This is a genomic window from Sphingomonas sp. PEI4 (assembly GCF_056679955.1).
In genome coordinates this window covers 19411-41680 of the sequence record NZ_JBWXPI010000003.1, presented here as the reverse complement: position 1 = coordinate 41680, position 22270 = coordinate 19411, and the positions used below count along the sequence as shown (strand labels likewise).

At 58.1% G+C, this 22270-nt stretch carries 17 protein-coding genes and 4 pseudogenes; 7 read left to right on the top strand and 14 right to left on the bottom strand.

Translation table 11 applies throughout. The features are described from left to right. Positions 1-44 precede the first annotated feature (44 nt). Positions 45-395: a PilZ domain-containing protein gene (locus tag AC1MLZ_RS21310; protein ID WP_480961965.1), complete on the bottom strand. Its 351-nt coding sequence runs from the start codon at positions 393-395 to the stop codon at positions 45-47. 2059 nt (positions 396-2454) lie between these two features. Here AC1MLZ_RS21310 and AC1MLZ_RS21305 point away from each other — a divergent pair. The 3 genes and pseudogenes from AC1MLZ_RS21305 to AC1MLZ_RS21295 all read left to right on the top strand — a co-directional run. After that, positions 2455-2595, top strand: a pseudogene (locus tag AC1MLZ_RS21305) (transposase); the annotation flags it as partial. 443 nt (positions 2596-3038) lie between these two features. Then, complete coding sequence (locus tag AC1MLZ_RS21300; protein ID WP_480961964.1) at positions 3039-3278, top strand: hypothetical protein; 240 nt, start codon at positions 3039-3041, stop codon at positions 3276-3278. 323 nt (positions 3279-3601) lie between these two features. Further along, a pseudogene (locus AC1MLZ_RS21295) lies at positions 3602-4055 on the top strand (integrase core domain-containing protein); the annotation flags it as partial. Positions 4056-4465: 410 nt separating this feature from the next. Here AC1MLZ_RS21295 and AC1MLZ_RS21290 read toward each other — a convergent pair. The 8 genes and pseudogenes from AC1MLZ_RS21290 to AC1MLZ_RS21255 form a co-directional block, all read right to left on the bottom strand. Continuing rightward, positions 4466-4774: a ribbon-helix-helix domain-containing protein gene (locus tag AC1MLZ_RS21290; RefSeq protein WP_480961963.1), complete on the bottom strand. Its 309-nt coding sequence runs from the start codon at positions 4772-4774 to the stop codon at positions 4466-4468. Then, a complete protein-coding gene (gene parA / locus AC1MLZ_RS21285) occupies positions 4771-5439 on the bottom strand; it encodes a ParA family partition ATPase (protein WP_480961962.1) in 669 nt (222 codons plus the stop codon). Before parA ends, AC1MLZ_RS21290 begins: the two co-directional genes overlap by 4 nt. Positions 5440-5725: 286 nt before the next feature. Next, complete coding sequence (locus AC1MLZ_RS21280; RefSeq protein ID WP_480961961.1) at positions 5726-6532, bottom strand: helix-turn-helix domain-containing protein; 807 nt, start codon at positions 6530-6532, stop codon at positions 5726-5728. Positions 6533-6915: 383 nt separating this feature from the next. Then, positions 6916-7950, bottom strand: coding sequence for a replication initiator protein A (locus AC1MLZ_RS21275; protein WP_480961960.1), 1035 nt, complete (start codon positions 7948-7950; stop codon positions 6916-6918). 447 nt (positions 7951-8397) lie between these two features. Further along, positions 8398-8490 (bottom strand): annotated as a pseudogene (locus AC1MLZ_RS21270) (IS5 family transposase); the annotation flags it as partial. A gap of 147 nt (positions 8491-8637) precedes the next feature. Next, positions 8638-9828, bottom strand: a pseudogene (locus AC1MLZ_RS21265) (IS3 family transposase). A gap of 624 nt (positions 9829-10452) precedes the next feature. Next, a complete protein-coding gene (locus AC1MLZ_RS21260) occupies positions 10453-10887 on the bottom strand; it encodes a response regulator (protein WP_480961959.1) in 435 nt (144 codons plus the stop codon). A 598-nt stretch (positions 10888-11485) separates the two neighbouring features. Further along, positions 11486-11671 (bottom strand): hypothetical protein, encoded by a 186-nt coding sequence (locus AC1MLZ_RS21255; protein WP_480961958.1) that lies wholly within the window; start codon positions 11669-11671, stop codon positions 11486-11488. 295 nt (positions 11672-11966) lie between these two features. Between AC1MLZ_RS21255 and AC1MLZ_RS21250 the strand changes: the two genes are divergently transcribed. After that, on the top strand, positions 11967-12467 hold the full coding sequence (locus tag AC1MLZ_RS21250; RefSeq protein ID WP_480961957.1) for a Ros/MucR family transcriptional regulator: 501 nt from the start codon (positions 11967-11969) through the stop codon (positions 12465-12467). Between the two features lie 46 nt (positions 12468-12513). Here AC1MLZ_RS21250 and AC1MLZ_RS21245 read toward each other — a convergent pair whose 3' ends face one another. Further along, positions 12514-12819, bottom strand: coding sequence for a hypothetical protein (locus tag AC1MLZ_RS21245; RefSeq protein WP_480961956.1), 306 nt, complete (start codon positions 12817-12819; stop codon positions 12514-12516). Positions 12820-12926: 107 nt separating this feature from the next. On the opposite strand from AC1MLZ_RS21245, the gene AC1MLZ_RS21240 reads away from it, so the two are divergent. Beyond that, complete coding sequence (locus AC1MLZ_RS21240; protein WP_480961955.1) at positions 12927-14357, top strand: IS1182 family transposase; 1431 nt, start codon at positions 12927-12929, stop codon at positions 14355-14357. A 1174-nt stretch (positions 14358-15531) separates the two neighbouring features. Here the strand turns inward: AC1MLZ_RS21240 and istB are convergent. Continuing rightward, positions 15532-16293 (bottom strand): IS21-like element helper ATPase IstB, encoded by a 762-nt coding sequence (gene istB / locus AC1MLZ_RS21235; RefSeq protein WP_159513485.1) that lies wholly within the window; start codon positions 16291-16293, stop codon positions 15532-15534. Continuing rightward, positions 16290-17798, bottom strand: coding sequence for an IS21 family transposase (gene istA, locus AC1MLZ_RS21230; protein ID WP_151989758.1), 1509 nt, complete (start codon positions 17796-17798; stop codon positions 16290-16292). The genes istB and istA overlap by 4 nt, the downstream gene beginning before the upstream one ends. A 705-nt stretch (positions 17799-18503) precedes the next feature. Between istA and AC1MLZ_RS21225 the strand changes: the two genes are divergently transcribed. Next, positions 18504-19633 (top strand): IS3 family transposase gene (locus tag AC1MLZ_RS21225; protein WP_128082060.1). Its coding sequence is split into 2 segments (ribosomal slippage): positions 18504-18765 and positions 18765-19633, totalling 1131 coding nucleotides; the frame shifts between segments, so codons are not numbered across the junction. A 377-nt stretch (positions 19634-20010) separates the two neighbouring features. Here AC1MLZ_RS21225 and AC1MLZ_RS21220 read toward each other — a convergent pair. Beyond that, positions 20011-21140 (bottom strand): IS3 family transposase gene (locus AC1MLZ_RS21220; RefSeq protein ID WP_128082060.1). Its coding sequence is split into 2 segments (ribosomal slippage): positions 20011-20879 and positions 20879-21140, totalling 1131 coding nucleotides; the frame shifts between segments, so codons are not numbered across the junction. A gap of 391 nt (positions 21141-21531) precedes the next feature. Between AC1MLZ_RS21220 and AC1MLZ_RS21215 the strand changes: the two genes are divergently transcribed. Continuing rightward, the gene (locus AC1MLZ_RS21215) at positions 21532-21798 is read left to right on the top strand and encodes a hypothetical protein (RefSeq protein WP_480961954.1); all 267 of its coding nucleotides are present in this window, start codon (positions 21532-21534) and stop codon (positions 21796-21798) included. 59 nt (positions 21799-21857) lie between these two features. Here the strand turns inward: AC1MLZ_RS21215 and AC1MLZ_RS21210 are convergent, their stop codons facing one another. Continuing rightward, positions 21858-22217: a hypothetical protein gene (locus tag AC1MLZ_RS21210; RefSeq protein ID WP_480961953.1), complete on the bottom strand. Its 360-nt coding sequence runs from the start codon at positions 22215-22217 to the stop codon at positions 21858-21860. Between the last annotated feature and the right edge of the window lie 53 nt (positions 22218-22270).

Below are 22270 nucleotides of genomic sequence, written 5' to 3'. Positions count from 1 at the left end.
CTTAAGATCGCAGGTTGTCGCGGTCAGCGGCGGCTGCGAACAAGTTAACTTTTGGTTTCGCCTGCAACCGCTGCCCGCGCTAAAATGTAATCAATTACCTTTTGCGGAACGGGATTGGCCACCTCAAGACCGATCTCACCGGAGTGAGACCATGCAACCCAGCCGGAATATCGAGGTAGTTGGGGTATATCCAGCGACAGGAAGCGTCCGAGAGTTACTCCATAATCGGACCTAATCCTGAACCCCAACGACGATATGTTCGTAAGAGTGGCGGAATGGAGGTCGCCTGCTGGCGTAATGAGGGACACAGGTAAATAGATTCTTGACCGTACAGCCGATCGTCGATCGCCGGGAAACGAAGGTGGGTTGTCGACCGGATCATCAGCGTGGCTCATTCGACACTCATTCCATTTTCAAATGAAGGCCGAATTAACCGGATCGTATGAAATAGTGACATGACCCGGAATCCGTGCCTTGGTGAGAAATACTACGTAAGCTTACCTCCGCTGCAGGATCAAACTCCGAAACCTAGTTTCTTGTACGTCCACGTTGAGACCTCCGCTGGAAACAATCTCTCTCCAATTATAACCTAAATGCATCGGTTCGGCGCGCGGGTGAATCGGTCTGTCGAGCCACCAAAAAAGAGTTAACTATCTGTTAACCAATTTCGGGTGGGTGTTGGGTTCGTCGTTTCCTTACGGCGTAACGGAGACGAACGTGCCGACTGATGTAAACCTCGAAACGGAATGCGAGCGAGTGCGGCGTATCGTCGGGGGACTGAATGACGAGCTTTCCCGTGAATTGCTTGACGCCTACGCCGCCGATCTTCGAGAAGCACAGCATATACGGTGGATTGCCGATCGAAATTCTGGACTTTCGCGCTCCTCGGCTCTCCCTCTGCACCAATTGCGTTAACCTCTTGTTTACCGTCTCCCGGCACAAGGGTGGCGGGGGACATAGTATGCGTTTTCGAATCTATGAGTTGGGTAGTTGTGGCGAAATTGTAAGCGGTGCGGACCTCTCGGCGGCTAGCGACGAACATTCCTTGATCGAAGCGGCAGGGCACTTGAACCGGTATGGACTTGAGATCTGGCAGGGTAATCGCAAGGTCGCGTTGATAAGTCCGCCTGCAACCCATTCACGAGGTTCCTTGAGCGTGATCGCTGCAGCGTCGCAGCCACCGGGTTTGACTTCAATGTATCGCTCTCTGCCATGAGCGCACCGACTTCCTTCGGGTAAACATATTTCCGTATCAGTGTCTCAGCGAAGTCGCCACGCAGTGGCACTGAACGACTATGCAAACGCACTACCTGAACGCGGAAATCCTGCCAGAACTGCGGCTGCCGAAATGCAGACGGTGTACGACCAGTGCATGGAGGGACGCCCCCGGAAGCCTGCTTGGACCAATCGAGGCGGTGTTCCCACGTCGCGGCCCCGTATACCCCTAAGCTCAACAGCATCAGACTCCGTAAACGCCGTCCGAAACGGTTGAGATCAGACGGGTTCTGACCCCTGCTTCTATCGCTTGGGCGAAAAGCGGTGCGCACGAATAGAAAGCTAGCGGTAGCCGTCTTAGCTGTATTTACCGTAGGCTCGAGCCCGATGGCCCATCGCGCCGGTAGCAACGTCTTAAAGAGGACATCCGATCGCATAATTTTGCAACCGTGCTGAGGTGTACAACTCATTTTATCGCCGATCGAGTTACCGCGAGGGCGACCGCAAAACGGAACGCTAAAGCGGCTGAGCGGCGGAATTGGACCGGCAATCAATCACACGATATGCCAGCTTCACCAAAAATAGCCTGAGCCATACTTTGCCTCAAAGACCTTTTCTGAAGATTTCAGCGGGCCTGAACAACCGTTGTAAATTAACGAGTTAGCCTGTCTCATAGAAACCGATTACATCCCGATGTTCTGCGGGATCCCAGCATGTGATGGCTACTCCTACATGCGATTGGAGCGATTGCTTTAAGGTGTTATAGTCGGTGGATGTTGCCAAATTCAACGCGCGTTACCCTACGCCTGGACATGCTGCCGCAGCAGAACGGCGAGAGAGATTAGGTAAGGGCGACCGAACCTATTTCGATTATCTTCTACGCTGCCGCGCAAGATGCTTAAGTGCCTTGGCGGCCGCATCAAACGGCGACGACTGAGGTTTTATCCAAGAAACGATAGCTACCGCCGATCAGATTATTTCGGCACTTGAGCGATCGCCGAAGCGCTGACTGATGCTCGCTCACGCTCCCCTAAGCTGTTTGGGCGTCGTCTCAACCTTGTTGAGTGATGCCGGGATACCGGAACGTTTCGTCAACAGCTTCACTTGTGGCTCTACCGCCGTAAAAGTGGGTCAACGGTACACTCGGCAAGCACGCCTGTTAGGACCCAAACCCAATCAGCGGGTTGAGTGGAGCGACTTTTTTGATTCACGGACGGCGTGGATCAAGGGAGGTGTCGCGTGGCATTGTCCTGGTTGTCGGACGAGGAGCGGTCGGCGATCGAGGCGCATTTGCCCAAGAACCAAGCCAGCGCGAGGAGGGTGGACGATCGTCGGGTGATTTCGGGTATCCTGCACGTGCTGAAAGTAGGGTGCCGCTGGTGATGAATAACAAAGAACGATCGGTTTTTTTGGCTGCTGGATCAAGCACCGCAACAATCATCGGATGTGGCCTTACTCGGAACACTAGCTTGGTCCGGCTGCGACCCGGATGCGCCTTTCGCCGCAGATATGAATCGTTCTATCGATGTCAGAGCAAAACTTAACTAATAATTAACCATGATTAATGCTTTGTAAATTAGTGCAGACATACTGATCTGCGGAGAGAAAAGTGCCTCAAGATGACTATCTGTGTGCGGAATCGGCTCGCGCTCAGCGATTGGCCGACAATCTCAGAGACGAACTGTCCCGAGAACGCCTAAGCCAATATCTTTCGGAAATTCGAGAGGAGCAGCAACGGCGGAGGTACGGCGAGACGCTGCTTGACCTGCGGCTCGGCAAACAAGTCAACATTTCGATTTAAGAGACTTCTACTGGACAAGCTGATGGCAAAGAGGGTGGCAGGAGCAGTCATTCAGTGGTCAACGCAGACCTCTCAAAGTGGTCTGGTACTTCATGTCGAAGTCGCGCGGTCAGTGGAGGAGTTCCTTGCAGGAGAGGAAATATCGGTTCAGATGACTCTTAACAACTGGCAGCTTAAAGCCTTAGCGATTGATATCGTAAAAGCAGCTATTGTACAGGGTATTGAGTTTTATCCGATGAGGAAGTGGTGGAGGTTTTGGTAGGTAGATCGAATTGCTCGTAAAGCGTAAAGATTCTTCCAGTCCTACATGTACGTCCGGCTTGCAAGAGAACTGCCTAACGCGCTCTCGTATTTTAAGGTTAGTATGGGCGGACTGTGATACAATCGCAATGCTAAAAGCTTGGTGCCGTCACTCAAGTTCTAGTTCAAGCTATCGGTTTATGCTGGGAGTGCAAATGTCCATTCGTTCTCGCCGGCCCGGATTTTGATTTTAACTTTCGGCGGACAGGGCGGCTAGCCGTCGCTGCAGGCCTCATTCAACTCGTGCTTCAAACGCGTTAGCTGCGACTGCTTCGTCTCGGATGCCTGTTCAACCGTCAGCGGTTTCGCGCGCCGACCGTAGTCGACGCCTTCACCCGTGAGGCACTCGCGATTGACGTCGACCAAGAGATCAGGGGCGAGCAGGTTGTCGAGGCGATGCCACGGATCTCGTCAATCCGCGGCGCGTCCAAGACCATTCGTGTAGACAAATGGGCTAGAGTTCATCTCGAAGGCGCCCGACCTTTGGGCGTACGAGAATGGCGTGACGCTCGACTTCAGTCGACTGGGGAAGCTTACCGACAATGTCTTCATGGAATCGTTCTACGGCCGCCTTCGCGACGAGTGCCTGAACGCGCATGGGTTCCTATACATCGCTGACGCCCGAGCGAAGATCGAGGCCTGGCGGCGGGACTATAACGAGAGCCGCCCTCACACATGGCTTGGTTGGATGACGCCGGTCGAATATGCTGCTGCCGCGACCGCCAAGGCGGCCGAATGAACGCCCGAAACCCACCTTCAGGTTGGATGAGAAGCCGGGGATCTTTAAATCTGATTAATTCGCTCCATCCTGATACGATGGGAATCGCCATCGCGCTGCTAAGGCCGATTGGTAGATGGCAGGCTTTACGAACAGCCGCACGCGAGTAGTCGGGCCGGGCATTGAACCCGGCTTGACCGCTTCTTATCAGCATTGTGAAGACGGGCAGGGGCCAAGGCCGCTCCGAAGCAACATCCGCAAGGATTACAGGCGTTGACGATCGCCTTGGTGTCGCCATTGACAGCGACAGTGCTGATAACGGGCTTTGCGGCCGTCAACGATACCTACTGTCAGCCCAAATGGGCGTCAGCCGCGTTGATACGAAACGAAATGATCGTGAGCATGATGTAAGCGCTTCCGGTTGATTATAGTTAGTCGCCGATCGGGCTTTCGCCATGTTTACGGAGCACGTCGTTGAACGCCTCGGCCATCAGTGCTTGGAGACTCCTTCCCTGCCGGCGTGCCAGCGTGTGCATCGCAAACGACATTTCGGGGGAGAAGAAGCCGGCGATTTGCTTGCGCCCCTGACGACTGGCTGGACCTGTGGTAGCTCCCTGTCCGCCGACGGTTTGTCGGTTCTGGTTTTGTCCGACCGATGTGTGACCGGGATTGGTCGATGCGCTGTCAGGTGCAGGGGGCGTTCGATCGCGCAGATTGGCGAACGAGGGTTTGCGAGTCATGCTGCGGCTTTTCCTTTTAGCGCAGGTTTAACAATCTTACTCGAAATGTCGACCTGTCGACATGTCCACTCGTATACCTGTCGAACGTCGTCGGCGGCCTTACCGGTTGGATCGAATTCCATGACCGTGCGGCCTTCGGCGCTGGCATGGCGGAATGCGGCGCGATCAGGGACCTGAATCGGACAAGCCTGCGTGCCGAAGCTTTCGACCAGTTCGGCGGCTTCCTGATACACCCGCGGCGCATTAGGCGAGCCGGCAGTGAAGACGACAAAAGCGGGCTTGCGCAGCAATTGCACCAGCTTTGCGGTCGTCTGGATTGCTGAGAGATCAAATGCGCTAGGCCTGCAGGGGATCAGCACCAGATCAGCGATCTCGACTGCAGCGCGGGCGGCACTGTCGGCATGAGGGGGCGTATCGATAACGATGAACTCGGCACCTTGTTTCTTCGCCTGCGCTACCTTGGCGGCGAGCCGTGGTGGTGGACTGTCTATCACCTCGGGAGGAGCCTCCTCGCGCCAGGCCGCCCATTGACTAGCCGTGGCTTGGGGATCGGTGTCGATGACGAGCGCGACCCTTCCGGAATCATGCGCGGCTGCGGCAAGATGGATTGCTAGTGTCGTCTTACCGGCTCCGCCCTTCTGGCTGATGATCGCGATTGTCGTCATGTCAGACCTCCTACATGTCTACACAGGCAAAACAATAGGACTGATATCGATTTGCCCACAGGTTGAGTTCGGAAAGCCTCGGTCCTTCTTCAACGCGTCATATCATACACTGCTTAACCGAATTTAGAGCAACGCTAGCCGCTTGCTCCAGCTAGGGAGCATATGACGGCATAGCCGGTATTTCAGGTTTTTCCTTTTTCTCCTTCAGTTGTTCATGGCTTTGATCGTCTTGAGGGCGGTTGATTTGTGCCGTAACGGGTTAGGGTTCTTGTTTGGGATAATCATATTAGTTTGTGAGCGGTTCCGGATATATTTGAGACTCGCGCTCACGGCGGTCAATGGTCGCGCCGAGCTTGGCGAGCATCTTGCCCAATTGCCCGCCGACCGTCGCAGACGCCAATTCCCGGCAGGATAATCCTGCCAGCATTGCCGACACATCGTCGATGCGATCGATCTCGTGCTGCACCGCATCGTCGGGCAGGGGGGCTGGCCGCATCCACCGGGGCATGTAGCCGAGTACGCGTTGGGGCAGGGTCGGGCGGTATGCGTTGGACGTCTGCCGGTAGCGTGGTCCCGAACCGTGCGCGTCGACCCGCTCGAAGCGGCGCTGACGAACGAGAAACCCAATATTCTCCAGGATATGGAGAGCGCGAGCAATCGTCGCACGGCCGAGACTTGTCGCGTCCGACAGATGGTCATAGCTGGGGAAGACCCGCCCGCGATTGAGGCGCGCCAGCGTGAGGATCTCCTCATAGACCCGTACGGCAGCTGCGGTCATCGTAACGATCCGGCGCTCGGCTGCGTTCAGGACGCGATCGCCAACGCGGGCCTCACGCCGCAACTGGCGGCCTGCATCGAGAGTCCGTCGTGCGATCCGCAGCAATTTGTCAGTCTCGCCCTTGGCGGGCACTGCAAAGAACAGCTCTTCAAACGTCCCCGCCTCGATGCTGTCGCGCAGCACCGGCGCGCCGGTCCGATGCGCCATGCGAGGACGCCCGGTGCCCGCACTGGGCGCCATGTCGCGCCCGCTTACGCTTACGCCCGCCTTGCCAAGCGCCCTTGCAGTCGCTTGGCTTAGGGTAAAAACAGTCATCTTCCGTCCCCTTATTGGGGCTGGGACCAAGGCAAAAAGGGAGCGTGGCGCGAAACGCGCATCCTTGAACCGAAGTTCGTGTCCGGCTATATGAAGGGGGTCTGAGAGTGACCCCGGATCGACGTTTGGCGACGTCGCTCCATTTAAGCTTGGGATGCCCGGCCTCGTGCCGGGCTTTCCTTTATGGGGTCACAGCCACTCCATCTTCGGTCGTGCCAGCATCAGCGCTGACATTCCCGATTTTCGCAGCAAATTTCGAATAGCGAAAGCACCTCCGGTTCGTGCTTTCGAGTATCAATTGCGAATTACCTTACATTCTGAGGCCGAAAGTTCGTGCTTTCGAGTATCAATTCATTGACCAATTCGTGCTTTCGAGTATCAATTCACGATGTCTCTTCCGAATCGGACGATGCCGATTCACGTCGCGATTCGGAAAGCGAGTCGCGCATCGATCCTCGGCCGCCTTCCCGCACCGATTCCGGCGGTGCACCGATCGATGGCTCCGGCTCCACGAGCAATGCCGGACGTCGGGTGATTACGACCTTGACCGGGTTGCTCTTGCGGCCGCGCTTGGCGGTATCGACCACCGCTTTGGGATCGTTGACGGTCTCGATCAGTTCAAGCCGGTAATCCGGAATCGTGTCGGTGCTCGCGATTTGCCGTAGTGCCGTACGGAAGTTGGCTAGCGGATTCTGATAGCCGATCTGCAGGCGGAAGGTCGCGAGGTCGATCTCGAACCCGTCGCCATCACCGGTCGAGCGTGCGACTTCGTAGATCCGCCGTTCGATCGGCCCCAGTTGAAAGTACGCCGCGGCGTAGTCGAGGACATGACGATCGAGCAGGATCGCCCGGAACAGCCAGTCGCAGAGCCGTACCTTGACCGCTTTCAACCGCCGTTCGCCGGCCCGCGTCTTGTTATAATGCAGCTTTGCCTCAGACAACCACGAGAAAAATCCTTCCTCCCCTTCGCCACCCGCTTCGATATTGGTCTTGATCTGCGTGCCCTGGAGCCGCTCCAGCGCCTCCGACAACCGGCCATAAGAGCGCGCGCTGTGGTTGCTGCCAGTCACGCTGAACAGATCGTGCGCGGTGAACACGAAATCCTGTGCGACGTCCTCGCCCGCCTCGAGCTTGGCGGCCATGAGACTCGCGATGTATAGAACGATCTCCTTGTCGTAGATCGTAGCCACGCCGCTGGCGCTCGGGCGGACCTCGATCGTGACGGTATCAGTCTGGTAGCTGAGCGGCTTCATCCACGCATTCTTGCTGAGCGCGAAGAACGGGAAGGCCATCAGCGATCGCTCGCCGCGGATTTCGCCGTACAGAGGGCTGTCGAGCAGGAAGAGCTCGCCTTGGGGAATCCTGGATGGCGTTGTCTTGCCATCCTTGGTGCGCTTTACGGTGGGCGATCGGGTCATTAGCCATTCCTACTCGAAAGCACGAACTTTTGGCATCCCATCTCCTGTTTTACAGGGCAAGCAGGCCATCACAGCACTTCAGTTCGTGCTTTCGAGTAGAAATTCATCAGTACGCTACGCACGCCGGCAAAATGGTCCGAGGGTCCTGCCATGCCCGAGGATGCCCAAACATGTCGAAATGTCGACATGTTAGCTTTCTGACACGTCGTTATATTGGAGGCTCGACTGTTGCCCCGTGGCGGCGGGTTCAAGCTGATTTCACCATACACGTCCGTTAGTATTGGGAGGATTTAATCGCTCGTGGCAACGCTTCGAGACCGGGAGCGTGCGATGGAGACCAAGAAGCGGCGTTCTGTCCGGTGCACACTGTTGTGGCTGCGGTCGCCGGGGACGCCACCGGTTGCCAATCGGCATGGAGCGCGAAATGTTCGAGTGCGGTCTCATTGATCATAGCCAGAAGACGACGGTAGCTGAGAGCGCGACGTCGGAGAAGAAGACGGTCGGGCGTCGGTCGTAGCGGGTAACGACGCGGCGCCAGTCTAACCCTGGAACAGCCAGCGGATTGGGCTGTTCGTCATAGTCGCTGATGGGATCGGCGATGGTAAAGTCGAACCTACACCGGCGCGGATGGCTACGGACACGAGATAGTGACCTTGCCCCCGTCACACGTCTCCCTTGACGTGGAGACTATGCTGCCAAGCTAATTTGCCGGGCAAGCCATTTCTGTTCGAAGGCCATCGGACTGGTATAACCCAGCGTCGAATGAAGCCGTCGATGGTTGTAGAAGGCGATCCAATCCATCACCTCGTCCTTGGCCAGGCGCCGCGTGTCGAAGCGCATGCCATGGAGCCGCTCGACCTTTAGCGAGCCGAACAGTGTCTCGGTCACGGCGTTGTCCCAGCAATCGCCTTTGCGGCTCATCGAGCTGGTCATTTTGAACGCAGCAACGAGCTTCCGGTAATCGTTGCTAGCATATTGGCTGCCGCGATCGGAATGGAAGATCAGGCCCGGCGCGGGATGGCGCCGAAACCAGGCCATGCGCAACGCATCCATTACCAGCGTCCGTGTCATGCGCTCGCCCATCGCAAAGCCGACCACCTGCCGGTTGAACAGGTCGATCACCACGGCAAGGTAAAGCCAGCCCTCTTCGGTCCAGATGTAGGTGATATCGCCCGTCCATACCTCGTTTGGCGCATCTACGGTGAAGTTACGCGCCAGCAGGTTCGGCGCCACCGGCAGATCATGTGCGCTGTTCGTGGTTGCCTTGAACCGCCGCTTGCCACGGGCGCGCAGGCCGCAGGCCTTCATCATTCTGCGAACGCGCTCCTTGCCCGCCCGGATGCCGCGCGTGGCAAGCTGACGCCATATCCTGGGCCAGCCATAGGCCCCCTTCATCTCGGTGAAGACCGCTTTGATGTGAACCGCCAATGCCGTGTCGCTGAGCCGGCGGTTTGGCTGGTTCAGCCCGCCATCTGCGGCTTGGTGTAATCGGTGCTGGTGATAGCCGCTGGCGCTAACCTGCAAGACGCGGCACTGGACTACGATAGGCCAGATATCGCGATGCCGCTCGATAAAGGCGTACCTCACCGCGACTCCCTCGCGAAGTACGCCGTCGCTTTTTTTAAGATGTCGCGCTCCATGCGCACCCGCGACAGCTCCGCCTTCAGTCGCGCAATCTCCATCTGTTCGGCGGTCAGATCCTTGCCCCGAACGTCCCGGAGACGACCTGCGGCCTCTGCTTTATACCCAGTTATTCAGCGATTGCGCAGACACGCCCAGCGTCCGCGCCGCTGACGCCAGCGTCTCTCCGCCCCGCACCAACCACACTGCTTCCTGTTTGAACTCAAGCGTGTAGCGCGCCCTCACTCCGTCCTTCATGCAAATCCCTTTGCTGATCGAGTCCTATCAGCCAAGGGAGACGTCAGGCAGGGGCAAGGTCAAGCGGCTACATCGAGGGATTGACGGTAGTTCGGCTAGAGGGGGAAGTTGTAAGCTGACCAGAAGATCCGGAATCTCGCACCAATACGCCCTATCGCGGAAGGCGTTTAAGCGCTCCGGCGGGCGCATCGAGGGTAGCATCGCGCCATCGCTATGACCGGTAGAGATGAACCGATGCCACGCGATGGCCTTTTCCAGATAAGGCATCTGGAGGGAAGCTCGCCTAGCCGATCGCGACACCGCCAGTCAGACGACACGTGAAGCTGAACGGACGGCTGGTTCCAGGACGCGACGAAAGCGCTTTGAGTGTCCGCAACTGTGAAGGAAATTGGGCACCGGAAGGTGTACATATCCTCCAAAGCAGGAAGCCGCGGACCACGGATGCTGCCCTACGGGGTTTTCCGTTTTCGCCCTGGTTTTAAGACGTGTGCAACAGCCGCCCGGGCGGACAACTGCGGGCTGGAAGGATGCTGCCCGGCGCTCAGTTTGGCTTGGATTGTAGCTTCGACGAAGCCGTGATGTCGCGGACAGGGTACGGCTTACCCTCATCCTCAAACTAAATCATTACGGTGTCATATGCCTCGAAACGGCGACGCTAATGGCGCTTTCGATTTGATCCCGTAGTTCGGAAAGGTGAACAGGCTTACTAACGAATGCCGTTGCGCCAAATGCCCGGCATTCATACTCGTTTTTTATACCGTCAGCCGCAGTGAGTACCATGATAGGAATGTCGGCGGTTATCTCGTCGCGTCGCATATCAAGAATAAGGTCGCGGCCATCGCAGTCGGGGAGGACAATATCGAGTATCACAAGCTCAGGATGCACTGCGGCCGTGATTGCGCGGCCCTCCCTTCCTGATAGCGCGGTAATACAATGATAACCCGCAACGCGGATAAGGTCTGAAAATAGTTTTGCGTGCAGTGGATTTGGCTCAATCAGGACAACTACTGCACCCATCACAGCTTCACCCACCCCAAACCGGCGTTCATCAGGCGGCAATTTGGATCATAATAAAGAAAACAAAGATATATCATCGGTTAAATTAGGACGCTTTTGTAAGGAAGGTAGGGCGGGGCATCCCCCGCTCGGCATTCGAAAGGTTCAGCGAAACGTTGATCTGAACTCACCGACGAGCGTTACGGAAGTATCGTTATATCGATCGCTGCTACCTGGATACCCAAAGAGCAGTGAAAATAGGTCCACACTCCTTACATACTACGTCAAGAAGATCAGTAGTAATTAGCTTCCAATCGAAATCGGAGTTCAGTTCTAGATTTCAAAACCCGGCAGTGAGTCTTTGGAATTTAAGAGAGTTCGACTGACTCGTTCAAGTCAGCTTTGCGACCTTGGCGAGTATCACCTGTGGCGAGCAGCTTGCGTGCTGTTAGCCCTCCTCGCTTTGACTCGCGTATTTCTCTTCATAAAAATACCCGTAATTGGTAATCTGGGAGTTCGCGGCAGCAATCAATTCCCACAACCTATTCCAATCGGGACGGGACGAGATTTGTAGGAAGTGGGTGCAAGCGTTTGGTGCGATCGGATTTCATCCCATTCGACCGCGCCTACCAATTCTGCGATACGTTTGTCGAGAGAACAGCTATCCTTCTTCGAGGGATTTCATCACGTCTGCGAGATTTCCCTTCACGACGACATAATTACCCTTCTCAAAGTTCACAGCGCTTGCATCATTTCCGCCCCTAAAGCGTCGCACAAAGTTCACGCGATCCACGTTCACGACGATCGGGTCGCCTTCAGGACTTTGAAATTCTACATAGCCGTTCATGCGTGTCCTCGATGATTGAAAAAGGTGACTATAACTCCGCACCACGCCATTGCACAGCGGAATGCCACCCTGGGAAGAGCAACAGAATATCGGCACCGCGATCAATCGACTTTCGAACGGAAATTCCGGAAACCTCCCTACGGACCCAGCAATTAAATGGAATTGTGCTGCTCAAAATGAGTTAAGTATCAACGCATTAGTGTCGACGAGAAACCGTACGCCGGACGTTATCCGATTGGCCGCTTGTACAAATACTAATCAGGTCATACTTGCTCGCCAGCTAAATGGAGGCCTTATGCCCGACGATACCTACCAGCCCAACGCTGTCGAACTCGCTACCGAGTTGACGATCGCTTGGCTCAGCAATCCAAATACCCGCACATCCGCTGATGACGTTCCCGCATTTCTATCGCAGATGCACATCAGCATTCAGGCGCTTGTTGGTGGTTCGCAGGCATCGAAAACTCCTGCCGAGGAGCCGAAGGAATATGTCGGTGCGATCACGGCTAGGAAGTCCCTTGCCAGCCCCGATCACATCATCAGCATGATTGATGGCAAATCATACAAAACGCTGCGCCGTCATCTCGCAACCAACGGCATGACGCCTCCGGAATATCGCGAGCGCTATAACCTCAAGGCCGACTATCCGATGGTCGCTGCGACGTATTCGGAAAGCCGTCGCGCTATGGCGAAAAAGATCGGGCTGGGTCGCAAGCCCGGTCAGACGAACGCTGCCAAGGCAGAAGCTGCAAAGCCGGTGGCACGCAAGCGCAAGGCCGACGACGTAGCGGGATAACCTCGGGGCTGGCCTTTAGAGATGGAGGCCAGTCACCCCCTGTCTGTTATTTTTTCTGCTCTCCCTCGGCCACGGCGTTGTAGGGAGTAGCCTTATTCTCGCTCGGCTTGGCGTGGAAGTTACTGGGTCGCTTGTGGTCGTTGCAAGCTCCGAGCGCGAGCAGTAAGCCTAGCAGTAAAGCGGCATTTGATGTTCCGATATAATGGACCCATGCGCTAACGCCTATCGCGCTCCAATCCAGTATCATTTCGGTAAGACGGCACGCATCGGTGAACGGCCTGACCAGCATCTTCCCGTCTGCCTCTATCACGATGGCTGCGACAGCCCGATTGAGTTCGAGAACCGACACCATATGGGAGTCATGGGAGCCGCTTTCAGCATTCTCAAAATATTATTCCAGACCGTGCGAAAACTCGCTGGGTGATTCCACAAGGTTGCTGACGGGTGTATGCTGTAATCATGGCATATATCGAGGGTCATGCGCGCGACCAGGCGCTGCTGCTGCCGGCATCGGTAGAGGATTATGTGGCAGCGGATAGTCCGGTTCGGTTCATCGACGCGTTCGTTGATGACCTCGATCTGGGCGAGGCCGGTTTTCATCGGTCGCGGCCGAAGGCGACGGGGCGGCCAGGCTATGACCCGGGCGACATGCTCAAGCTGTACCTGTACGGCTATCTCAACCGGGTGCGGTCGAGCCGACGGCTGGAAGCCGAGGCCGCACGCAACCTCGAGCTGATCTGGCTGCTGCGTGGGCTTCGGCCAGACTATAAGACCATCGCTGACTTTCGCCGCGACAACCGGAGCGCCTTCAAGGCAGTGTTCCGCGCCTTCGTCGTCCTATGCCGCAAGCTCGACCTGTTCGGGCGCGAGCTGCTGGCGGTGGACGGCACGCGGCTGAAGGCGGTGAACAACCCGGGACGCAACTTCTCCCGTGACAAGCTGGCCAGGTATATTGCCGCGGCCGACGAGCGGCTTGAGGGGTATCTTGCCGAGATGGACGCCATCGACTGCGGCGAGGATGGCCATGGGCCTGGCCGCAGCGCGGCGCTGGCCGCAAAGATCGCCAGGGTGCGCGAGCGGCGTCAGGCCCAGGAGGCGATGCTGCACGAGCTGAACGCCAGCGGCGAGAGCCAGATATCGCTAACCGACCCCGATGCGCGCGCGATGGTCACGGGTCGAAAGACCACGGTGGGCTACAACGCGCAGGTAGCGGTGGATGCGAAACACAAGCTGATCGTCGAGCAGCACGTTACCAACGCCGGCACCGACATGGGTCTGCTGGCACCTACTGCTGGGGCGGCGAAAGACGCGCTAGGCGTCGAGCAGATCGATGTGGTCGCCGACATGGGCTATTACAAAGGCGAGGACATCGAAGCATGCGAGGCGAATGGTATCACACCCTTCGTCGCCCGGCCGAGACGGGGCAGCGCCATCGCCAATGGCCGTTTCTCTAAGGATCTCTTTCGCTACGATGCCGAGGCGGACGCGTACCACTGCCCGGGTGGCCGGACCCTCGACATCAGCTATCGCGCAGTGACGCGCGGCCACGCCAACATCCAATATTCCAACCCCGCCGCCTGTTCGGACTGCGCAATCAAGGTGAACTGTACCAGCAGTCGCTGGCGGCGCATCAACCGTTGGGAAAACGAGGCGGTGCTGGACCGCATGGCGGGGCGCTTGGTTGCGCGCCCTGATATTCTTGCCGTTCGCCGCGAGACGGTCGAACACCCGTTCGGCTCGATCAAGCAATGGATGAACCAGGGCGCATTCCTGATGCGCGGGCTGGAGAAGGTTCGCGCCGAGTTCAGTCTGACCGCGCTCGCCTACAATCTAAGAAGAGCCATTACCCTCATCGGCGTGCCGGGGTTGATCAGGGCCGTAAAGGGCTGATCAAGCTCGCCAAATCTGCTGCGCAGCGCTCAATGGCCTCCCCTTGAAGCCACCAGAGCGCCACCAGAGCGCCACCACCGCAGTAACTCAAAAATATTTGCGCCCAGCTCCACGGTTTAACAAAAGACGTCTGTGCCCATGTGACGGCGAGTTCTCGCACGGTCTGTTATTCTATTTCGAGAATGCTGAAAGGCAATGATTGTGTCGCATAGCGATTCCAATACTTACCTATTTAGTGGCGACGATCGGCTCAATGGTATGAAAGAACAGCAGGGGGGACGACGTCGTATGGACATTCCGTGGAACGAAAGCGCCACCCTTGTACGCATGGCTAGTAGGTCTGCCGCCGGTACTGCGGTTGATGCAGTGCCTCTTTTTGAAGGACCGCTCTCCCTCACGGTTTCGCGAGTACGCGATATGATGCCGTCAGAAAGAGAGCGGCTGCGAATCTCATTGCCCAACCGGCGAGCGCACCCGCGCACTTTCCAGAAGAAGGCTATCGCAATGCTAGTGTACGAGTTGGCGCACACGTAGCCATGATTACGGAGGCTCTTATCTTGCCACCTGCGTCGTCCATAGGACGAGCCCCCGCCCAAAGAAGTGCAAGGACGGTGGGGCCCCGTCGAGCCGCTCCGCGCAGATAATCGTAAGCGGCCAGTTGGTCCGCGGCTTGAGTCTCGTCCGGCTGCTGAAGGCAACCCAGCAATGTAGATCCCGTAGTATCAGACCCGTCCCGTTAGTCATTGCGACGTTCCACGGATGAGAACCCGAGAAGGCAACGGCGGCATCGAGCATCATCCGCTGCAGCGCGGTCCGGGGTGAGCGCCTGCGGTTGGGCGTACCGCATGGCCATTGGAAAGCCACAACTTCGGTGCCGGCCTGCGCCGTTCCGGCATGGTCGCGCCGGTGGTGCTTGATAGTCCAGTCAACGAAGCGGCGAGCGTTAGTTTCCTCTTGCTCTACAGTCCTGACCTCTGCGGTTCCTGGATGATCGCGCGCTCCATTCCTGAGTGATCGCGATCGAAACGAGGATTATTGAGCGGCGATCTGGATGAGACAGTAGCGGCGATCAGGATGAGACTCTGCGGCCGTGACGGGAGCGAGATTGTCGCGGCGCGACAGGCAATGCAAGGCCAACTTTGGTCTTGATCGCCGCTCCGCGACAGACGGTGTCTCAGCTTGATTGTCGCTGGAGGGCTGCGCGGCGTCGGTAGCTCTCGACGTTCATCTCGAAGATGGTGGAATGATGAACGAGGCGATCGACAGCGGCGAGCGTCATGGCGGGGTCAGGGAATACGCGCGACCAGTCGCCGAATGGCTGGTTGGCGGTAATGAGGGTTGATCGGCGTTCGTAGCGGGCGCTAATCAGTTCGAAGAGGACGGAGGTTTCGGCCTGGTCCTTGGTGACGTAGGCGAGATCGTCGAGCACGAGCAGGTGATATTTGTCGAGCTTGGCGATCGCACTTTCGAGGGCGAGCTCACGGCGCGCGATCTGCAGTTTCTGGACGAGATCCGAGGTACGGGTGAACAGGACGCGCCAGCCCGCCTCGATGAGTGCCATGCCGATTGCAGCGGCGAGATGGCTCTTCCCGCCGCCCGGTCCGCCAATCATGATGAGGTTGGCCCCCTTCTCGAGCCAGCTGTCGCCGGCGCAGAGCGCCATGATGTGAGCCTTCGAGATCATCGGCACGTTGGTGAAGTCGAAGGTGTCGAGGGTCTTGCCTGGTGGCAGGCGTGCTTCTGCCAGGTGCCGCTCGATGCGTCGCCGGTCGCGTTCGGCGATCTCATGCTCGGCGAGCGCGGCGAGGAAGCGGGTGGCCGGCCACGCCTCCTTGTCGGCGCGTTCAGCGAACTGGAGCCAGGCCTGCTTGATGGCAGGCAGACGCAGTTCGTTGAGGATGAATGCGAGGCGCTGGGTGTCGACAGCGGGGTTCATGCGGCCGCTCCCGTCAGCAGAGTGTCGTAGACGGCAAGCGAGGGCAATTGCACCGAGACGACCGGCAAGCTGGCCGGGTCTGGTGAGAAGCGTGCTCGTAGCTGCGTGAGGTCTGGCAGGCGCCTGGCGTCCAGATCCGCTGCCAGAACATCTGCCAGCTCTGCTTCGCAACCCCGCTCATGCGCGAGCGAGAGCAACTCGACCATGATCTTGCAGGCGACGCGCTCGGGCAGTTGTTCGATAAGACGGTCGAATGTCCGGCGATACGCTTCGCGCGGAAAGATCTGGTCGCGGTAGACGAGGTTCATCAGCGCCATAGGTTTGCGCCGCAGGCTGTGAATGACGTGCCGGTAGTCGACGACGTGTCCGTGCTTGCCGTCGCTGGGCGTTCGTCCGCGACGGAGCGTCATGAGACGCGTCGCGCCGAGGAAGATATCGAGGCGGTCGTCATACAGGCGGACCCTCAGCCTGTGGCCGATGAGGCGCGACGGGACCGTGTAGAAGACCTTCTTCAGCGTGAAGCTGCTGGTCGAGGTGACGGGGACAATGCTCTCCTCATAGTCGCCGGTGCGAAGCTGCGGGAGCGGCTGCAGCGTTGCGCGCTCGGCATCGATACGAGCCGCGTTGCGTCGGTTCTTGCGCGCGACGATCTCGTCGATGAAGGCGCGATAGGCGGTCAAATCGTCGAAGTCGCCGGATCCGCGCATCAACAGTGCGTCGTTTACGGCATATTTGAGATGGCCGTGGGGGCTTTCGATAGCGCCGTTCTCATGGGCGACACCGCGATTGTTGCGCGTCGGCTCCATCGCATAATGCTCGCAAAGCGCATCATATCGCCGCGTCAGGTCAACTCTGGCGTCAGCGTCGAGATTGCGGAATGCGGCCGACAGGCTGTCACTGCGGTGTAGGCGTGGCGCGCCGCCTACCGCCCACAGGGCGTTCTGCAGTCCCTCGGCCAAGGCGACATAGCTCTCGCCGCCGAGGATGACATGGGCGTGCTCGAAACCCGACCAGACCAACCGGAAGTGATAGAGGAGATGCTTGAGCGGCTCGCCGGCGACCGTGACGGGCACATCGAGGTCGCCCATATCGGTGAAGTCCGACAGGCCCATGTGGCCGGGCTCGTGGGTCTGACGGAAAATGACTTCCTGGTCCTGACCATGCCGCGCACGCCATGTCCGGATGCGCCGCTCCAGGGTCCTCCGGATACCGGGCGACAGATCCGAATGCCGGCGAAGCATCTCCTCAAATATGGCAACGGCCCGCAGGCCGGGAGCCGCCTGGAGAAGTGGGACAATCTCGGTGTCGAAGATCTCTGCCAGCGGGTCTGGTCGGCGCCGACCTCGCGGCTCCGCCTTCTGGGACGGGAGTTTGCCGCCCTTGAGCAGTCGATAGGCGGTCGCCCGGCTGATACCGGCCTTGGCCGCTGCCACGGGCACCGGGTCGCTTTGACGATGTTTCATAAAGAGCCTCGTTTGATGATCGTTGACGTGTCGACCGCTCACCTGCGCTCTTCCCCCAAGGAAAAGCCCAGATGTAGGCCGGTCACGACCACCAAAGCCCTTCGAAAGGGCTTCCGTTTGGGGCTGTCGGCTCCGGGCTACGCCCTACGCCGACAGCCCCAAACGGAGTCTCATCTTGATTGACGCTGCTGTCTCACCTTCATCGCCGCGCAGCAGAGGATGCTTCGCGGACCGATCCGGTCGTCGCAGGCTGCTCCCTTATGGGGTGGCCGATGCCGACGGAGCGAATGGCAATGCGCAAGCTGCGAAAGATTTTGCGGCTGACGTATGACGGGGGGGGTGTCCTCGCGGGAGGTCGCGCGACGAGTGGGCGTCGGGAGCAAGGGAGTGCGTGTGATGCTGCAACGCTTTCGGGCGTCAGCGTTGACGTGGCCTTCGCCGGAGGTGCTGACAGATACGGCGCTCGAACGGGAGTTCTATGGAGTAGCCGCAACGCGGAGCGGGCAGAGCCAGACTGGTCGGCAGTCAGTCGCGAGCTCAAGCGCAAGCACGTCACCTTACAGGGCTGTGGGACTGTTTGGTCGCAGCGGTTGATGGCGGGCCTACTTATCTTCTATCCGCTTGTCAGCATCGTGATATCGAGGCTCGACCGGCTGGTGTTGAGAGGTGGTTCTAGGAATCTGAACAGCGGGGATAAGTGGATTGCCGATCTGACAGCGGCCATGCTGGCCGCGAAGAGGAAGCAAGATGAGCAAGCGACCCCGCCGGAACCACAGTCCGGCATTCAAGGCCAAGGTGGCGCTGGCTGCTGTGAAGGGTGAGAAGACGCTGGCCGAGCTGGCGCAGGAGTATGAGGTGCACCCGAACCTCATCAACCAGTGGCGGTCCAAGCTGCTGGAGGGGGCGGCAGACGTGTTCGGAGCGGTTCCGGCAGCGAGCGAACCAGCGGTCGATATAACCGTGCTGCACGCCAAGATTGGTGAGCTGACGCTGGCGAACGATTTTTTGGCCGGTGCGCTCGGGAAGGCCGGTCTGTTGCCGAGCGCAAAGCGATGATCGACCGTGACCATGAGTTGCCGCTGACCCATCAGGCGCAGCAGCTCGAGATCAGCCGCGGCAGCATCTACTATCTTCCGCGGCCTGTATCCTCGGCTGACCTGGCGATCATGCGCCGGATCGACGAACTTCATCTGCTCTATCCGTTCGCCGGGAGCCGGATGCTGCGCGATCTGCTCCGTCAGGAGGATGTGAGCATCGGACGACGGCATGTTGCGACGCTGATGAAGCGGATGGGGCTAGAGGCGATCTACCGCCGTCCGAACACGTCGAAACCGGCGACGGGTCACAAGATCTATCCCTATCTGCTGCGCAAGCTGGCGGTGACGCGGCCGAACCAAGTTTGGGCGACCGATATCACGTATGTGCCCATGGCGCGCGGTTTCGTCTATCTGGTCGCTATCGTCGATTGGTTTACCCGGCGGGTGCTGGCTTGGCGGGTGTCGATCTCAATGGATGTCGCGTTTTGTATCGAGGCACTGGAGGAAGCGCTCGCCCGTTATGGCAAGCCTACGATCTTCAACAGCGACCAGGGCTCGCAATTTACCAGTGCGGCTTTCACCGCTGTCCTTCACCGAGAGAAGATCGCCATTAGCATGGATGGAAAGGGTTGCTGGCGCGACAACGTGTTCGTGGAGCGCCTCTGGCGCTCGGTGAAATACGAGGACGTGTACCTCAACGCATACACCTCAGTCCCGGAAGCACGCGCCGGCATCGGCCGATACTTTGCATTTTATAACAGCATCCGGCCACATTCAGCCCTTGGTACCAGGACACCGGACCAGGTATACTTCGACCAGCCGCTTCTCGCAGCGGCATGATCAACCAGCGGCGATCCACTTATCCAGACCGCGAGCCTGTTCAGACAACCGGGGCCACCTCTGTTGGACTTGCATTGGAGCCACTGAAAGACCCTAATAGTAACATTTTGAAGTTTGTTCGAAGCGCATACTCGTCTGGGGCAACGATTAATGAATCAAAACGATCTGCGTCAAGCTATGCAGCGCCGATTTCAGGTTACGAGTTTGCGTGAGTGGTGCCGACTACAGCTTGTAGAGCCAGCCACGTTACCGAGCTCATGTTAGGTAAGCGTGGACCGCCATCCGACCTTTTGGCTGCACCCAATCTTGAGGTACAGAGGTGGCCCCGGTTGTCTGAACAGGCTCGCGGTCTGGATAAGTGGATCGCCGCTGGTTGATCATGCCGCTGCGAGAAGCGGCTGGTCGAAGTATACCTGGTCCGGTGTCCTGGTACCAAGGGCTGAATGTGGCCGGATGCTGTTATAAAATGCAAAGTATCGGCCGATGCCGGCGCGTGCTTCCGGGACTGAGGTGTATGCGTTGAGGTACACGTCCTCGTATTTCACCGAGCGCCAGAGGCGCTCCACGAACACGTTGTCGCGCCAGCAACCCTTTCCATCCATGCTAATGGCGATCTTCTCTCGGTGAAGGACAGCGGTGAAAGCCGCACTGGTAAATTGCGAGCCCTGGTCGCTGTTGAAGATCGTAGGCTTGCCATAACGGGCGAGCGCTTCCTCCAGTGCCTCGATACAAAACGCGACATCCATTGAGATCGACACCCGCCAAGCCAGCACCCGCCGGGTAAACCAATCGACGATAGCGACCAGATAGACGAAACCGCGCGCCATGGGCACATACGTGATATCGGTCGCCCAAACTTGGTTCGGCCGCGTCACCGCCAGCTTGCGCAGCAGATAGGGATAGATCTTGTGACCCGTCGCCGGTTTCGACGTGTTCGGACGGCGGTAGATCGCCTCTAGCCCCATCCGCTTCATCAGCGTCGCAACATGCCGTCGTCCGATGCTCACATCCTCCTGACGGAGCAGATCGCGCAGCATCCGGCTCCCGGCGAACGGATAGAGCAGATGAAGTTCGTCGATCCGGCGCATGATCGCCAGGTCAGCCGAGGATACAGGCCGCGGAAGATAGTAGATGCTGCCGCGGCTGATCTCGAGCTGCTGCGCCTGATGGGTCAGCGGCAACTCATGGTCACGGTCGATCATCGCTTTGCGCTCGGCAACAGACCGGCCTTCCCGAGCGCACCGGCCAAAAAATCGTTCGCCAGCGTCAGCTCACCAATCTTGGCGTGCAGCACGGTTATATCGACCGCTGGTTCGCTCGCTGCCGGAACCGCTCCGAACACGTCTGCCGCCCCCTCCAGCAGCTTGGACCGCCACTGGTTGATGAGGTTCGGGTGCACCTCATACTCCTGCGCCAGCTCGGCCAGCGTCTTCTCACCCTTCACAGCAGCCAGCGCCACCTTGGCCTTGAATGCCGGACTGTGGTTCCGGCGGGGTCGCTTGCTCATCTTGCTTCCTCTTCGCGGCCAGCATGGCCGCTGTCAGATCGGCAATCCACTTATCCCCGCTGTTCAGATTCCTAGAACCACCTCTGTACGCTACGTGCGGCGCTACCGCGCTGAAGACTCGGCCTCCTAATGAAGTACAGCTAAATTTTTCGCTCGGACGCCTCGTCCCCGGTTCCTTGAATGCAAACAGGAGGGATATTCACGGCGATGCTCGCTCCAATCCGAGGCATTCGGCAATTTTACATACGACGTCGTCCCAACCAACAACGCATTTCGCCGGGCTGGCGTATTTCCATACCGCACACATTTAATCGATCTGGCAGCAGGAACCCTCAACCGTTGTAATCGTTTGCCTTGGGCGATCGGACTGGTCGATACTTGGAGTGACCTAATGATTAAAAAACTGACCCTCGCCGCATCGGCTATCGCTTTGACCGCCATCCCGGTCGCAGCAAGCGCTGCCCCTGCCGCAGCAAATTCTGCTGGGTCGCTCTCGCTTTCTACGGTTCGTGCAGGCACGCCTACGTCGAAGTCCAGCAAACTGGCTGGCCTTCAGGATTCGAGCATCGCTCCGATCATCATTGGTATCGGTATCCTCGCGGGTGTGACGTACCTGATCGTCGATCACGAGGACGACAACAACTCTGATAGCAATTAAGTAAAATGGGCCGGTAATTCCGGCCCATTTCTACAAAACACTCCTATCGATTGTTGTGCCTACTTAGTCCGGTTGAACGCCTTCGCTTCGTTAGACGTCGTAAGGCGCGACTTGGTTTCGAACTCCGGCGCACCCAATTTTAACGCCTTGAGCGGCTTATCCTGTCGCGTCTCGCTTGGTCTCGGGAGTGGCCGATGCGTTTGATCAGGGTCGGACATGGGTTTTCCCAAGAACATTCCCAGGTTAGCCGCGTTGCCATAATCCTTGGCTTCCAACGCCTCCACACGGCGGGTCAGAAGCTTGAGATTCAGCTTTTCCGGAGCCATCTGCAGCACGCCGACTTGTAGCACCAATTCGTCGATCCGCTTGTTGGCAGCCGCGATCCGTATCCCAGCCTGCATCCGGTCAAGATCCGCCACTACTGGATCCTCAGTCACCTTGACCGTTACGGGAGCGGGCGCTGACGCCTAGC